Here is a 14,363-nt window from a genome sequence, read left to right as displayed (position 1 = left end):
GACCCCCACGCTCCCTCGCTGCGCGCAGTGCGCTGCCCCCAGAGGGGGCCCTTTCATCTTGGGACGGCCCGGCGATGAAAAAGCACTCCCGCTCCGCACCGCTCGAAGCCCTGGCCCCGCGCCACCACGGGCCGGTGCCCTGGCACCTGCTGCTGCAGTGGCTGCGCGAGGACGGCGTCGTCACGCCCGAGGAGGCTGAGCGCACGGCGCGGCGCTGCTCGCAGGCCGAAAGCGCGCAGCCGGCGCTGGAGCGCCTGGCCGGCGTGGGCGTGGCGCGCGCCAGCGACGGTGCGGCGCTGGGCATCGAGGAGCTGACGCGCTTTCTGGCCGGGCGCGCCGGGCTGCACTACCTGCGCATCGACCCGCTGAAGGTGGACGCCGGCAAGGTGGCCGAGACCATGAGCGCCAGCTACGCCGAGCGCCACAAGGTGCTGCCGGTGCAGGCCAGCGCCGCCGAGGTGGTGGTGGCCACCAGCGAGCCCTTCATCACCGACTGGGTGAGCGAGGTCGAGCGCCAGGCGCGCCGGCCGGTGCGCTGCGTGGTGGCCAGCCCGGCCGACATCCGCCGCTACACGGCCGAGTTTTTCGCGCTGGCCAAGTCGGTGCGCGCGGCGCAGAAGAGCGGCGGCGCGGCCGGCGGCGCCAGCTTCGAGCAGCTGGTCGAGCTGGGCAAGACCGGCCGCACGCTGGACGCCAACGACCAGGGCGTGATCCAGGTGGTGGACTGGCTGTGGCAGTACGCCTTCAACCAGCGCGCCAGCGACATCCACCTGGAGCCGCGGCGCGAGCAGGGCGTGATCCGCTTTCGCATCGACGGCGTGCTGCACCCGGTCTACCAGGTGCCGCCCGGGGTGATGAATGCCATCACCGCGCGCGTCAAGCTGCTGGGGCGCATGGACGTTGTCGAGCGCCGCCGCCCGCAGGACGGGCGCATCAAGACGCGCAACCCGGCCGGCGACGAGATCGAGATGCGCCTGTCCACCCTGCCCACCGCCTTCGGCGAAAAGCTGGTGATGCGCATCTTCGACCCCGAGACCGCCGTCAAGGACCTGGCGGCGCTGGGCTTCACCGCGCACGACGCCGAGCGCTGGGAGCAGCTGGTGGCGCGGCCCAACGGCATCATCCTGGTGACCGGACCGACCGGCTCGGGCAAGACCACCACGCTGTACTCCACCTTGCGGCGCGTGGCCACCGAGGAGGTCAACGTCAGCACCATCGAGGACCCGATCGAGAACATCGACTCGCGGCTGAACCAGACCCAGGTGCAGCCGCAGCTGGACTTCGGCTTTGCCGAGGGCGTGCGCGCGCTGATGCGCCAGGACCCGGACATCATCATGATCGGCGAGATCCGCGACCTGGAGACCGCCGAGATGGCGGTGCAGGCCGCCCTCACGGGCCACCTGGTGTTCAGCACCCTGCACACCAACGACGCGCCCTCGGCCTTCACGCGGCTGATGGAGCTGGGCGTGCCGCCTTACCTGCTGGGCGCCACGCTGCTGGGCGTGCTGGCGCAACGCCTGGTGCGCACGCTGTGCCCGCTGTGCAAGCGGGTGGACGAAGAGGCCAGCACCGCGCTGCTGGCCGAGGCCGTGCGGCCCTGGAAGATCAACAAGGGCAACTACCGCCCCTACCAGGCGGTGGGCTGCGTCGAATGCCGCATGACCGGCTATCGCGGCCGCATGGGCATCTACGAGCTGCTGGCGGTGAGCGACGCCTTTCGTGCCCAGGTGCAGGGCGGCGTCACCCTGGCGGAGCTGCGCAAGCAGGCCATGGCCGACGGCATGCGCCCGCTGCGCCTGGCCGGCGCGCTGCGCGCGGCCGACGGGCTGACCACGCTGGCCGAGGTCATTGCCGCCACGCCGCCGCTGCAGTAAGCGGCACGGCCGCCAATACCCCGGCAGCGGCCACGCCGTCACTGGGGGAATCCCTAGGCGGGGTAGGTGGTATCCACATGATCGGCGCCCCATCCGCTGGGGACAATGCGAGCTGTCTAGTTCCTGTCTTGTTTCATTGAGGAGATGTCTCGTGCGCATCAAGAGTCAAAAGGACTTCTTCGCCGGGCTGTTGTACCTGCTCGTCGGCGGCGGTTTCGCCATCGGGGCCTTCAACTACACCATCGGCGACTCGGCCCGCATGGGGCCGGGCTACTTTCCGCTGCTGGTGGGCGGCCTGCTGGCCATCCTGGGCGCCATCATCATGTTCCGCGCCCTGGTGGTCGAAACCATCGACGGTGACCCGATCGGCAAGTGGGCCTGGAAGCCGCTGATCTTCATCATCCTGGCCAACTTCCTGTTCGGCATCCTGCTGGGCGGCGTGCCCTCGCTGGGCATCCCGGCACTGGGCGTGATGGTCGGCATCATCGTGCTGACCCTGGTGGCCGCCTATGCGGGCCCCGAGTTCAAGCTGAAGGAGGTGATCGTCCTGGCCATCATCCTGGCGGCCGGCAGCTACGTGGTCTTCATCTGGGGTCTGAATCTGCAGATGCAGGTCTGGCCGAGCTTCATTTCGGATTGAGCGGCAGGAGCCCGACATCATGGAAGTTTTCGAACATCTCTCCCTGGGGTTCAGCGTCGCCTTCACGATGCAGAACCTCCTGTATGCCTTCATCGGCTGTTTCCTCGGCACGTTGATCGGCGTGCTGCCGGGCGTGGGCCCCGTGGCCACCATCGCCATGCTGCTGCCCACCACCTACGCGCTGCCGCCGGTGGCTGCGCTGATCATGCTGGCGGGCATCTACTACGGCGCGGCCTACGGCGGCTCCACCACCGCCATCCTGGTCAACCTGCCGGGCGAGACTTCGTCGGTGGTGACGGTGATCGACGGCTACCAGATGGCACGCAAGGGCCGCGCCGGCCCGGCGCTGGCCTCGGCGGCGCTCGGCTCGTTCTTCGCGGGCTGCGTCGGCACGCTGGTGCTGGCGGCGTTTGCCGTGCCCTTGACCGAGGTGGCCTTCAAGTTCGGCCCGGCCGAATACTTCTCGCTGATGGTGCTGGGCCTGCTGGCCGCGGTGGTGCTGGCTTCGGGCTCCATCATCAAGGCCGTCGGCATGATCGTGCTGGGCCTGCTGCTGGGCCTGGTGGGCACCGACGTCAACTCGGGCGTGGCGCGCTACAGCTTCGACATTCCGGAGCTGACCGACGGCATCGGCTTCATCGCCATCGCCATGGGCGTGTTCGGCTACGGCGAAATCATCGCCAACCTGGGCCGGGCGGATGAAAAGCGCGAGGTGTTCGACGTCAAGGTGCAGCACCTGTACCCGACCAAGGAAGACTGGAAGCTGATCACCCCCGCCATCCTGCGCGGCACGCTGCTGGGCTCCATGCTGGGCATCCTGCCGGGCGGCGGCGCCGTGCTGTCGGCCTTCGCGGCCTACACCATCGAGAAGAAGACCAAGCTCAAGCCGGGCGAGGTGCCCTTCGGCCAGGGCAACATCCGCGGCGTGGCGTCGCCCGAGGCGGCCAACAACGCCGGCTCGCAGACCGCCTTCATCCCGCTGCTGACGCTGGGCATTCCGCCCAACGCCGTGATGGCGCTGATGGTGGGCGCCATGACCATCCACAACATCCAGCCCGGCCCGCAGGTGATGACCAGCAACCCGGACCTGTTCTGGGGCCTGATCGCCTCGATGTGGATCGGCAACGCCATGCTGGTGATCCTGAACCTGCCGCTGATCGGCCTGTGGATCAAGCTGCTGACGGTGCCCTACCGCTGGCTGTTCCCGGCCATCGTGCTGTTTTGCGCCATCGGCGTGTACACCACCAACAACAACACCTGGGACATCTGGATCATGGGCTGGTTCGGCATCCTCGGCTACGTCTTCCACAAGCTGGCGATGGAGCCGGCACCCTTGCTGCTGGGCCTGATCCTGGGGCCGATGATGGAAGAAAACCTGCGCCGCGCCCTGCTGCTGTCGCGCGGCGAGTGGAGCGTGCTGGTGACTCGGCCCATCTCGGCCACCATGCTGGCCCTGGCGGTGCTGCTGCTGATCATCATGGTGCTGCCCTCGGTCAAGAAGGGCCGCGAGGAGGCCTTCGTCGAGGACTGACGTCCCGCTCCAGGCAGAAAACGGCGCCCATCCGGGCGCCGTTTTTGTTTTCTTTGGCGCAACGCACAATGCCGGTTTTTTCTCGGCTCGCTCCCATGCCCTTCGACGAACTGAATCCCGCCCTGCGCCTGGCCCTGCACCAGGAGGTGCACGCGCGCCCGCCGCAGGCCGTGCAGGCGCCGCTGGCGGTCACGCACTGGGTGCAGTGGGTGGATGCCGAGGGCCGCCGCGCCAGCCGCGCCCATCTGGCCGCCCTGCTGGCCGACCACGGCCTGGCGGCGCCGGCCGAGGACGCGGCCTTCGTGCAGGCCGAGTGCGGCGCGCTCAGCCTGCGCTGGGAACTGCACACCGAGTTCGTCACCTGGTCCTTCCTGCGCCCGCTGCCGGCGGCGGAGCTGGCGGCGCTGGCCACGGACGCGCCGCCGACGGCGGCCGAGTGCCTGCCCGCCGCCTGGCGCGCGGCCTTGCCGGGCCAGGCGCTGACCGGCGTGCACCTGTGGGCCGTGCCGCGGCCGGCCGGCGGCGGCACGGGCCTGCTGCGGGCGCTGTTCGGCGAGTCGGCGGGCGTGACCGGCTCGCGCGTCATCAGCCATGGCAGCGACCTGCACACCGACCTGCGCCTGCGCGCCGACGGCTGCCTGCGCGTGCTGGTGCTGACCGGCGAGGAGGGCCCCGGCGCCGCCACGCCACGGCGCCTGGGCCGCCTGGTGCAGCGCGTGCTGGAGGTCGAGACCTACCGCATGGCCGCGCTGCTGGGCCTGCCGGCGGCGCGCCAGGTGGCACGCTGGCTGGACCGCGGCGAGGCCGAGCTGGCCGCGCTGGCGCAGGCCATCGGCAGCGCCGCGCGCGCCGACGAGCCGGCGCTGCTGGACCGCCTGACCCGCCTGGCCGCCGAGCTGGAGGGCCTGTACGCCGGCACGCACACGCGCTTTTCGGCCAGCGCCGCCTACGACGAGCTGGTGCGCCAGCGCCTGGCCGACATGGCCGAGGTGCGCATCGAGGGCATGCAGTCGCTGCGCGACTTCATGGATCGGCGCTATGCGCCGGCCATGGCCACCTGCCGCTCGGCCGACCGGCGCCAGGCCGCGCTGTCGGCGCGCATCGCGCGCGTGGCCGAGCTGCTGCGCACGCGCGTGGAGGTCGAGCAGCAGCACAGCAGCCGCGAGCTGCTGGCGGCCATGAACCGCCGCCAGGGCCTGCAGCTGAAGCTGCAGTCCACGGTGGAGGGCCTGTCGGTGGCGGCCATCACCTATTACGTGGTCGGGCTGGTGGGCTACGTGGTGAAGGGCGCGCACGGCCTGGGCTGGCCGCTGGGCGTGGAAGCGAGCATGGCCATCGCCGTGCCGGTGGTGGCGCTGATCGTGTGGGCCGGGCTGCAGCGCCTGCACCACCGCATCGTCGACACCGATGCGCCGCCGCCGCCGAACTTGCAAGAAAAATAGGGCTGCAGCCGGCTTGCATCAAGCGCGAGTAGCTATCGGATCGATAGTTTCTCGCAGCAAAACGTGGCGGCACCCGGCGCGCCCGATCACCCCGGCGCCGGCAAAAAAGCGGCTGCTCCGCTATCCTCGACGGTTTTTCGCATCCAGGATTTCACCCTCATGTCGCTCAAGCTTCACGTCATCATCTGCAGTACCCGCCCGGGCCGGGTCGGGCCCGCCGTCGCGCGCTGGTTCCACGAGTTCGCGCGCCAGCACGGCGGCTTCGATGCCGAACTGGTCGACTTGGCCGACTTCAAGCTGCCGCTGTACGACGAGCCGGTGCACCCGCGCATGCAGCAGTACGAGCACGAGCACACCAAGCGCTGGAGCGCCAGCGTGGCGGCGGCCGACGCCTACGTGTTCGTGATGCCCGAGTACAACTACATGCCCACGCCGGTGCTGACCAACGCGCTGGACTACGTGTACCGCGAGTGGAACTACAAGCCCTGCGGCTTCGTCGGCTACGGCGGCGTCTCGGGCGGGCTGCGCGCGGTGCAGATGGCGCGCCTGCACGCCACCACGCTCAAGATGATGCCCATCGTCGAGGGCGTGGCCGTGCCCATGGTGGCCAGCCTGCTGGACGACACCGGCAAGTTCGGCTCCAACGAGTTGATCGACGCGTCGGCGCGCGGCCTGCTCGACGAGCTCAAGCGCTGGGCCGAGGCGCTGCGCCCCCTGCGCGCCTGAGGCACCGGGCGTCGCGCCAGAGTTTCAAGCAAAAAATGCCTGCAGCGCCCGCCCATCCAGCGCCGGCAGCTATCAACAGCAGAGCAGTCGGCATCGCGTTCGCGGCCGTGGGCGCCATCGGCTTCAGCGGCAAGGCCATCATCGTCAAGCTGGCCTATCGCTACGGGGTGGACGCCATCACCCTGCTGATGTATCGCATGCTGATGGCGCTGCCCTTCTTTTTGCTGATGGCCTGGTGGGGCGGGCGCGGGCGCCCGGCCTTGCGCCGCGACGAGCGTTGGGCGGTGCTGGGCCTGGGCTTTTGCGGCTACTACCTGGCCAGCATGCTGGACTTTGTCGGCCTGCGCTACATCACGGCCGGGCTGGAGCGGCTGATCCTGTATCTCACGCCCACCCTGGTGCTGCTCTACGACTGGGCCTGGCGCGGGCGCGCCATCACGCCCGGCCACGTGCTGGCCACGGTGGTGAGCTACGGCGGCGCGCTGCTGGTGTTCGGCTTCGAGGCGCACGCGGCGCCCGGCGGCGCCACGGCCCGGGGCGCGCTGTGGGTGCTGGGCTCGGCGGCGGCGTATGCGCTGTACCTGTTTTTCAGCGGCGAGGTCGTGCGGCGCATCGGCGCGCTGCGGCTGGTGGGCCTGGCCTCCACCGTGGCCAGCCTGTGCTGCATCGGGCACTTCGCGCTGGTCAACCCGCTGAGTGCGGCGCGCGTGGCCGAGCCGGTGCTGTGGCTGTCGCTGCTCAACGCCACCCTGTGCACCGCCGCGCCGGTGCTGCTGGTGATGCTGGGGGTGGAGCGCATCGGCGCCAGCCTGGCGGCGCAGGTGGGCATGATCGGGCCGTTGTCGACCATCGCCATGAGCGTGGCGCTGCTGGGCGAACCCTTCACGCCGGGGCTGGCGGCGGGCACGGTGCTGGTGGTGGCCGGGATTGCGCTGTTCAGCCGCGCGGGCCAGGCGCGACCGGCGGCCGGATGAATTTGAAACCGCAAGGAGCTTGGAAATCATGGACTTGGGAATTGCCGGCAAGTGGGCGCTGGTGTGCGGCGCCAGCAAGGGCTTGGGGCGCGGTTGCGCCGAGGCGCTGGCGCGCGAAGGCGTCAACGTGGTGATGGTGGCGCGCGGCGCCGACGTGCTGCAGGCAGCGGCAAGCGCGCTGCGCGCCGAGGCCGGCGTGCAGGTGCTGCCGGTGGCGGCCGACATCACCACGCCCGAGGGGCGCGCGGCGGTGTTCGCGCAGCGCGCCGACTTCGACATCGTGGTGACCAACGCGGGCGGCCCGCCCATGGGGAACTTTCGCGACTGGGACCGCGCGGCCTGGATCAAGGCGGTGGACGCCAACATGCTGACGCCGATCGAGCTGATCAAGGCGACGATCGACGGCATGCTGGCGCGCGGCTTCGGGCGCGTGGTCAACATCACGTCGAGTGCGGTGAAGGCGCCGATCGACGTGCTGGGCCTGTCCAACGGCGCGCGCTCGGGCCTGACGGGCTTCATCGCCGGGCTGGCGCGCAACCCGCAGGTGGCGGCCAAGGGCGTCACCATCAACAACCTGCTGCCCGGCAAGTTCGACACCGACCGCCTGGCCGGCCTGGTGCAGGGCATGGTCAAGCAGGGCGGCAAGACGGCGGACGAGGTGCGCGCCGCCCAGGCCGCGCCCATTCCGGCGCGGCGCTTCGGCCAGCCGGCCGAGTTCGGCGCCGTGTGCGCCTTCCTGTGCAGCCAGCAGGCCGGCTACCTGACGGGGCAGAACATCCTGCTCGACGGCGGGGCCTATCCGGGCACCTTTTAGCGCCGTTTCAAGTAAAATGGGGCTGCAGCGCTTGTGCGGCAAGCGCTGGTAGCTATCATGACGATAGCATCCGAGGATCGGCATCCAGGCGGATCGTTCGATCGGAGGATGCCGTGAACCCGCGTCAGGTGCTGGACAGCAGGCGGCACAAGGCCGCCAGGTCGCGCACCACGGCCTGCGGCGCTTCGGCGTGCCCGGGCGGCCAGGCGGCGTCGGCGCGGTTGACCCAGGCCGTTTGCATGCCGGCGCCCAGCGCGCCCGCGGCGTCCAGCTCGGCGTCGTCGCCGATGTGCAGCACGGCCCCTGTCGCGACGCCGGCGGCCTGCGCGGCGGTGTGGAAGATGCGCGCGTCGGGCTTGGCCACGCCGGCGCTGGCGGCCGACACGGCGGCGCGAAAGTAGCGCGCCAGCCCCACCTGGCCGACGTCGGCATTGCCGTTGGACAGGGCGATGAGCGGGTAGCGCGCGGCCAGAAAATCCAGCGCCGGCAGCGCGTCGTCGAACAGGGTGACGCGCTGGCGCTCGCGGTAGAAGACGTCGAAGGCGGGCTCGGCCAGCGCCGGGTCGTCGCCGGCGGCGCGCAGCAGCTGGCGGATGACCTCCAGGCGGATGGCGCCCAGGTCGTGCGTCAGCTCGGGCCGCGCCTGCAGCACCGCGCGGCGCGCCTGCGGGGCACTGATCCCATCGGCCGCCAGCGCGGCGGTGCGCGGCGCGCGCGCGGCCAGCCAGTCGCGCAGGGCCTGGTCGGCGCGCTGGATGGTGGGCCACACCGGCCACAGCGTGTCGTCCAGGTCCAGCGTGATGGCGCGGATGCGGCGGGCGTCGATCATGCGGCGAGAATAGCGCATGCCTTTTTTCCGACCCGAGCCCGAGGCGGCGCGCCAAGCGAGCGGCCGCACGGGCGTGCTGCTGTGCAACCTGGGCACGCCCGACGCGGCCACGCCGCCGGCCGTGCGCCGCTATCTGGCGGAGTTCTTGAGCGATCCGCGCGTGGTGGAGATTCCGCCCGCGCTGTGGCAGCCGCTGCTGCACGGCCTGATCCTGCGCCGGCGCCCGGCGGCGTCGGCCAAGAAGTACCAGAGCATCTGGCTGCCCGAGGGCTCGCCGCTGCTGGTGTACAGCCGCAAGCAGGCCGTGCTGCTGCGCGGCTGGCTGGGCGAGCGCGGGGTGGATGTGAGCGTGCGGCTGGCGATGCGCTATGGCCAGCCCTCGGTGGCCGCCGAGCTGGACGCGCTGAAGGCCGAGGGCTGCACGCGCGTGCTGGTGCTGCCGCTGTACCCGCAGTATTCGGGCACCACCACGGCCAGCGTGATCGACGCCGTGGCGGCCTGGTCACGCTCGGTGCGCCACGTGCCCGAGCTGCGCTTCGTCAACCGCTTTCACGACGACGCGGGCTACATCGACGCCCTGGCCAGGCGCGTGCACGAGCACTGGATGGCCGATGGCCGGCCCGATCGGCTGCTGATGAGCTTTCACGGCGTGCCGCAGCGCGTGGTGGATGCGGGCGACCCGTATCACGGCGAATGCCTGGAAACGGCGCGCCGCCTGGCCCAGCGGCTGGCGCTGCGCGAAGGCGACTGGGCCATCGCGTTTCAGTCGCGCTTTGGCCGCGCGAAGTGGGTGGGGCCGGCTACGCAGGCCACGCTGGAGGGCTGGGGCCGCGCGGGCCTGAAACGCGTGGACGTGGTCTGCCCCGGCTTTGTCGCCGACTGCCTGGAGACGCTGGAGGAGATCGCCATCGAGGGGCGCGCCGCCTTCCAGGCTGCGGGCGGCGGCGAGCTGCGCTACCTGCCCTGCCTGAACAATCACCCGGCCTGGCTGGCGGCGCTGGCCAGCCTGGTGCAGACGCACTTGCAGGGCTGGCCGGTGGGGCGCTGAGCGACCGCGCGCCGACTCGTGCCGAGCGGCCATCCATGCGTTGAGAACGCCGGGCGAGTGGTGACGCGCGCCAAGGGCCATGGGTGGGCAGCTCCGCTCCTGTCCCCCGCTGTCCGTCTGCGACGGCCATCTCCTCCTTGACCTCGCTGCGCTGCCCACCCAAGCCCCTTGGCGGGAAGCGGCGGTCACACACCCGGTGGCACGTTCAGTCAGCGACGCCTCGGATCAGGTCGTCGGGGTGCCCGGCGCAGTGAAGTCAAGGCGGAGCCGGCCGCAGGCCGGTGGGGGACATGAACGGAGCCGGGCGCCCCGACGGCGGGATCCCGCCCCGCGGCCGGCATGTTTCATCTTGTCGAACGTGAAACCGGCTCACTCCTTCCAGGAATCCAGGTAGCCCGGCACCTTGACGGCGCCCACGTCGTCCAGCTCCAGCGGGTAGCGCGAGTCGATCATCACCGCCACCTCGTCGGTGTACTTGCGCTCGCCCTGGTTGTTGGCCGCCGCCGCCGCGAAAGCCTTGGGGTGCGGGCCGTGGTGAAAGCCCGAGGGGTGCAGGGTGAACATGCCGGGCTTGATGTTGTCGCGCGAGAAGAAGTTGCCCTGGTGGTAGAAGATCGACTCGTCGAACTCGTCGTTGTTGTGAAAGAACGGCACCTTCAGCGCGCCGGGGTCGCTTTCGATCGGACGCGGCGCGAAGGTGCAGACGATGATGGTGTTGGACAGGAAGGTGGCGTGCACCGTGGGCGGCAGGTGGTAGCGGTCGGACAGCAGCTCGCGGATGTCGCGCCAGTTCAGCTTGACCGGCACGCAGGTGCCGTGCCAGCCGGCGGCGTCGAGAAAGTTGTAGGGGAAGGTGACGGTGGTCACCTGGCCGCGGCGCTTGGCGCGCACGCGGCTTTCCTGCTCGCTGTACTGGGCCTTGAAGGCCTCGTCGATCTTGGGCGTGTCCAGCACCGCCAGGTCGAACTGCGCGTGATGGCCCAGGATGCCGCGCTCGGGCAGCACGAACAGGTCTTCGGTCGCCTCGATGGTGAGCACCTCGTTACGCACCTGGGTTTCCAGCCGCCAGCTGGTGCCGCGCGGAATGTTGATGTAGTCGCCCTCGCGGTAGCTCATGTGGCCGTAGTCGCAATAGAAGTCGCCCTCGCCCTTGTGGAAGAACAGGATCATGTCGCCGTCGCCGTTGCGCGCCAGCTCGGGCATGGAGACGCCGAACTTCCAGAAATGCACCTGCGTCTGCGCGTTGTGCATGAAGCGGCGCGCCTTCCAGGGGCAGGGGGCGCTGTCCTCCAGCTTGTTCAGGTCCAGCAGGGTCAGCTCCAGCGGGCCTTCCCACTTCGTCCAGCCGGTCGGCTTGTGCGTGTGCAGGATGTGGCTGGCCGGGCCGAAAAAGCCGTTGCGCCCGTGCTCGCGCTCGTACAGGCCGGCGGGAATGTCGCAGTGGGCCTGGCGGCTGTGCACGCCTTCGGCGAGGGGAAAGCTGATGAAGTTCTTCACGCTGGGTCTCCGATTTGGTTACGATAGAAATAACAACGTTATTAAATAAGAAACAGACGGAATTTAAGGCATACTCGTTCGCACGTCAACCGGTCGCCCGCCTGGCAGCAGGTGTATGCGGGCGCCCGGCCGCCAAAAAGCCATGAACCAGCCCGCAGAGCCGCCAACCAGCACCCCCATCGAGCCGGGCGCCGCCGCGCCGGTGGGCATCCAGTCGCTCGAGCTGGGCCTGGCCCTGTTCGACGTGCTGGCGCGCCAGCCCAAGGCTTGCGGGCTGTCCGAGCTGGCGCGGCTGGCCGGCATGCACCGGGCCAAGGCCTACCGCTACCTGGTCAGCCTGGGGCGCGCGGGCTGGGTGCAGCAGGACGCGGGCAGCGGCGCCTACGAGATCGGCCCGGCGGTGCGCAACCTGGCCCTGGCCTGGCTGGCGCGCCAGGACTGGATCGCGCTGGCCACAGCCGAGGCGCGCAGCCTGGCGCAGGCGCTGGGCGCCACCTGCCTGGTGGCGGTGCAGGGCGAGGCCGGCGTGACGGCGGTGCGCGTGTGCCAGCCGGGGCAGGGGGTGTCGGTGGGCGTGGTCGAGGGCGCTCTGTTCGACCTTCAGACCTCGGCCACCGGGCGCGTCTTTGCCGCCTGGTCCGACGCGCACGCCGGTGCGCTGCCGGCGCTGCAGCGCGAGCAGATCCGCTGGCGCGGCGTGGCGGTGGTCGAGGGCGAATACGCCGCCGGCATCAACGCGCTGGGCGTGCCGGTGTTCGACGCCCAGGGCCAGCTGCTGCTGGCCCTGACCCTGGTGGGCCCGGCCGCCTCGCTGCCGGCCGATGCCGACGGCGAAGCCGCGCAGGCGCTGCGCGCGGCCTGCCAGCGCATTTCGGCGGCGCTGGGCTGGCAGGGGCCGTAGTCAGGGTGCCGTGACGGCCGCGGCGGCCTCGATGAAGGCCGTGACCGCGTCCAGCTGCGACGCCACGTTGAGCGCCGGCGCGTGGCCGCAGTCGGGCACCTCGATGCACTGCAGGGCGCCGCGCGCGCCGGGGCCGCGGGTGCGCATCCGCTCGGCCGTCTCGCGCAGCACCAGGTCGGACTGCGCGCCGCGCAGCAGCAGCACCGGAATCTGCAGCGCGTCGTAGTGGTGCCAGATCAGGTAGTCGTCGGGGTGGTGCGTGAACTGGCCGACGATGGCCGGGTCGTAGTGCGGCGTCACGCGCCCGTCGGGCAGGCGGCGCGTGCTGCTTTCGGTCAGGCGTCGCCACTGTGCGTCGGTGAGCAGGCCGAAGGGCTGGTAGGCGGCGCGAAAAAACGCCTCCAGCTCGGTGACGCGGGCGAAGGCGGGCGGGCTGCCGGCGTATTGCTTGATGCGCTCGATGGCGGCGGCCGCCAGCTGCGGCGCGTTGTCGTTGAGCACCAGGCTCTGGATGCGTGCCTTCAGCTCGGGCTCGAAAAAGCCCGAGGCCGCCACGGTGCCGATGGCGCCGCCCATCGAGGTGCCGACCCAGTGGCAGCGCTCGATGCACAGCTGCACCAGCAGCTCGCGCGCCAGCCGGGCGTAGAAGGCCAGGCAGTATTCGTACTCGGGCTGGCGTGCCCACTGGCTCAGGCCGCGGCCCAGGGTGTCGGGGCAGATCACGCGCCAGCCGCGGGCGGCCAGGTGGGCCGCCAGCTCGTCCATGTCGCGGCCGGTGCGCGCCAGGCCGTGCCAGGCGATCACCACCGGGGCGTCGGGCGCGCCCCAGTCCAGGTAATGGATTTCATGGCCGGCGCAGCTGGCGTAGCGCGATGCGGGTGACATGGTGGGTGCGGGGCTTGGAGTGGGGCGCGGACGGCGGGCTATTTCCGCAGCCGGCCTTCGCCGTCGATCACGGTGACCTCGACGTAGCGCGAACCAACGCGGTTGGTGGGCGAGTAGCTGACGGTGATGCCGCCCAGGTCGAAGTTGCGCAGCGACTCGAGCGCCTTGATGAGCTTGGCGCGCGTGGGCTCGGGGCCGGCGCGGCGCAGGCCCTCGACCAGCACCTTGGCACCCAGGAATTCCTCGAAGTTGGTGTAGTTGACCTCGGCCTCGGGCGCGTATTTTTCGAGCAGCTGCTGGAACTCGCGCACCACCGGCAGCCGTGGCTGGTAGGGGTAGGGCACCACCTGGCTGATGCCCACGCCGTGCGCGTTCTTGAGGCCGGCGATCTTGACGATCTCCGCCGGGTCGACCACCGAGATGCTCATCAGCTGCGCGCCGCCGCCCAGCTCGCGGTAGCGCTTGACGAAGGCCCCCGCCGCCTTGTTGATGGCGATCATGATGACGGCCTGCGCGTCGGCGGCCCGGATGGCCTTGGCGGCGTCCTCGACCTTGTCGGTGTTGCGTTCGTAGCCGGCCGAGGTCACCAGCTTGAGATTGCGCTTGGCCAGCGCGGCCTCGACGCCCGCCAGGCCGGCCTTGCCGAAGCCGTCGTCCTGGTACACCACGGCGATGCGGCTCATGTTCAGCGTGGTCAGCTGCTGCACCATGTGCTCGGCCTCGTCGCCGTAGCTGGCGCGCAGGTGGAAGATCCAGGGGTTGAACGGGCTGCGCAGCGGCTCGCCGCCGGTGTAGGGCGCCACCAGCGCGGCGCCGCCCTGTTCCAGCACGCCGTCGGCCAGCAGCTGCGTGATGTTGGCCGTGCCCGCGAAGCCGAACAGTGCCACCACCTCGGGCTTGGCCAGCAGCGCGCGCGTCAGGCGCACGGTGTCGGGCACCTTGTAGCCGTCGTCCACCACCTCCTGGCGGATGGTGGCGCCGTTCACGCCGCCCTGGGAATTGACCCAGTCGAAGTAGATCTTGCCGCCCAGCACCATCTGCTGGCCGGTGGTGCCCAGCACGCCCGTCAGCGGCGCGACCTGGCCGATCACCACCTCGGCGGCCCCGGCCGACGGGCCCCAGGCCGTGAGCGCGCCGGCCGCCAGGGCGGCCAGGCTCCATGGCTTCAGCGACTTCATCATGTCTGTCTCCTCATGGGTTGT

General features: G+C 70.6%; 13 protein-coding genes. 9 read left to right on the top strand and 4 right to left on the bottom strand.

Annotated elements, in window-relative coordinates:
- Positions 1 to 74: 74 nt before the first annotated feature.
- From ACWHMB_RS13885 to ACWHMB_RS13855, 7 genes are all read left to right on the top strand, one after another.
- Positions 75 to 1,874, top strand: a complete 1,800-nt coding sequence (locus ACWHMB_RS13885) for a GspE/PulE family protein (protein WP_293222192.1) — start codon at positions 75 to 77, stop codon at positions 1,872 to 1,874.
- Between the two features lie 151 nt (positions 1,875 to 2,025).
- Positions 2,026 to 2,514: a tripartite tricarboxylate transporter TctB family protein gene (locus ACWHMB_RS13880; RefSeq protein WP_293222194.1), complete on the top strand. Its 489-nt coding sequence runs from the start codon at positions 2,026 to 2,028 to the stop codon at positions 2,512 to 2,514.
- Positions 2,515 to 2,533: 19 nt separating this feature from the next.
- Complete coding sequence (locus tag ACWHMB_RS13875; protein ID WP_293222196.1) at positions 2,534 to 4,045, top strand: tripartite tricarboxylate transporter permease; 1,512 nt, start codon at positions 2,534 to 2,536, stop codon at positions 4,043 to 4,045.
- Between the two features lie 95 nt (positions 4,046 to 4,140).
- The gene (locus ACWHMB_RS13870; protein ID WP_293222198.1) at positions 4,141 to 5,487 is read left to right on the top strand and encodes a DUF3422 family protein; all 1,347 of its coding nucleotides are present in this window, start codon (positions 4,141 to 4,143) and stop codon (positions 5,485 to 5,487) included.
- Positions 5,488 to 5,646: 159 nt separating this feature from the next.
- Entirely contained in the window at positions 5,647 to 6,213 is a 567-nt protein-coding gene (locus ACWHMB_RS13865; RefSeq protein ID WP_293222200.1) for an NADPH-dependent FMN reductase, read from the top strand.
- Positions 6,214 to 6,248: 35 nt separating this feature from the next.
- On the top strand, positions 6,249 to 7,187 hold the full coding sequence (locus ACWHMB_RS13860) for a DMT family transporter (protein WP_377479099.1): 939 nt from the start codon (positions 6,249 to 6,251) through the stop codon (positions 7,185 to 7,187).
- 28 nt (positions 7,188 to 7,215) lie between these two features.
- A complete protein-coding gene (locus ACWHMB_RS13855) occupies positions 7,216 to 8,001 on the top strand; it encodes an SDR family oxidoreductase (RefSeq protein ID WP_293222204.1) in 786 nt (261 codons plus the stop codon).
- A 124-nt stretch (positions 8,002 to 8,125) separates the two neighbouring features.
- Here ACWHMB_RS13855 and ACWHMB_RS13850 read toward each other — a convergent pair whose 3' ends face one another.
- A complete protein-coding gene (locus ACWHMB_RS13850; protein WP_377479096.1) occupies positions 8,126 to 8,848 on the bottom strand; it encodes an HAD family hydrolase in 723 nt (240 codons plus the stop codon).
- On the opposite strand from ACWHMB_RS13850, the gene hemH reads away from it, so the two are divergent.
- Positions 8,847 to 9,878: a ferrochelatase gene (gene hemH, locus ACWHMB_RS13845; RefSeq protein WP_377479093.1), complete on the top strand. Its 1,032-nt coding sequence runs from the start codon at positions 8,847 to 8,849 to the stop codon at positions 9,876 to 9,878. The two genes, ACWHMB_RS13850 and hemH, sit on opposite strands and share 2 nt — an antisense overlap.
- A 369-nt stretch (positions 9,879 to 10,247) precedes the next feature.
- On the opposite strand, the gene ACWHMB_RS13840 is transcribed toward hemH, so the two are convergent.
- On the bottom strand, positions 10,248 to 11,375 hold the full coding sequence (locus ACWHMB_RS13840; protein WP_377479090.1) for a homogentisate 1,2-dioxygenase: 1,128 nt from the start codon (positions 11,373 to 11,375) through the stop codon (positions 10,248 to 10,250).
- A gap of 142 nt (positions 11,376 to 11,517) precedes the next feature.
- On the opposite strand from ACWHMB_RS13840, the gene ACWHMB_RS13835 reads away from it, so the two are divergent.
- Positions 11,518 to 12,276, top strand: a complete 759-nt coding sequence (locus ACWHMB_RS13835) for an IclR family transcriptional regulator (RefSeq protein ID WP_377479087.1) — start codon at positions 11,518 to 11,520, stop codon at positions 12,274 to 12,276.
- On the opposite strand, the gene ACWHMB_RS13830 is transcribed toward ACWHMB_RS13835, so the two are convergent.
- Positions 12,277 to 13,161, bottom strand: coding sequence for an alpha/beta fold hydrolase (locus tag ACWHMB_RS13830; protein WP_377479084.1), 885 nt, complete (start codon positions 13,159 to 13,161; stop codon positions 12,277 to 12,279).
- Between the two features lie 38 nt (positions 13,162 to 13,199).
- Positions 13,200 to 14,342 carry an ABC transporter substrate-binding protein gene (locus tag ACWHMB_RS13825; protein ID WP_377479081.1) on the bottom strand — a complete coding sequence of 381 codons (1,143 nt, stop codon included), beginning with the start codon at positions 14,340 to 14,342 and terminating at the stop codon, positions 13,200 to 13,202.
- Between the last annotated feature and the right edge of the window lie 21 nt (positions 14,343 to 14,363).

The organism is Ottowia pentelensis, from assembly GCF_964341695.1.
This window is presented reverse-complemented; position numbering and strand designations above follow the sequence as displayed.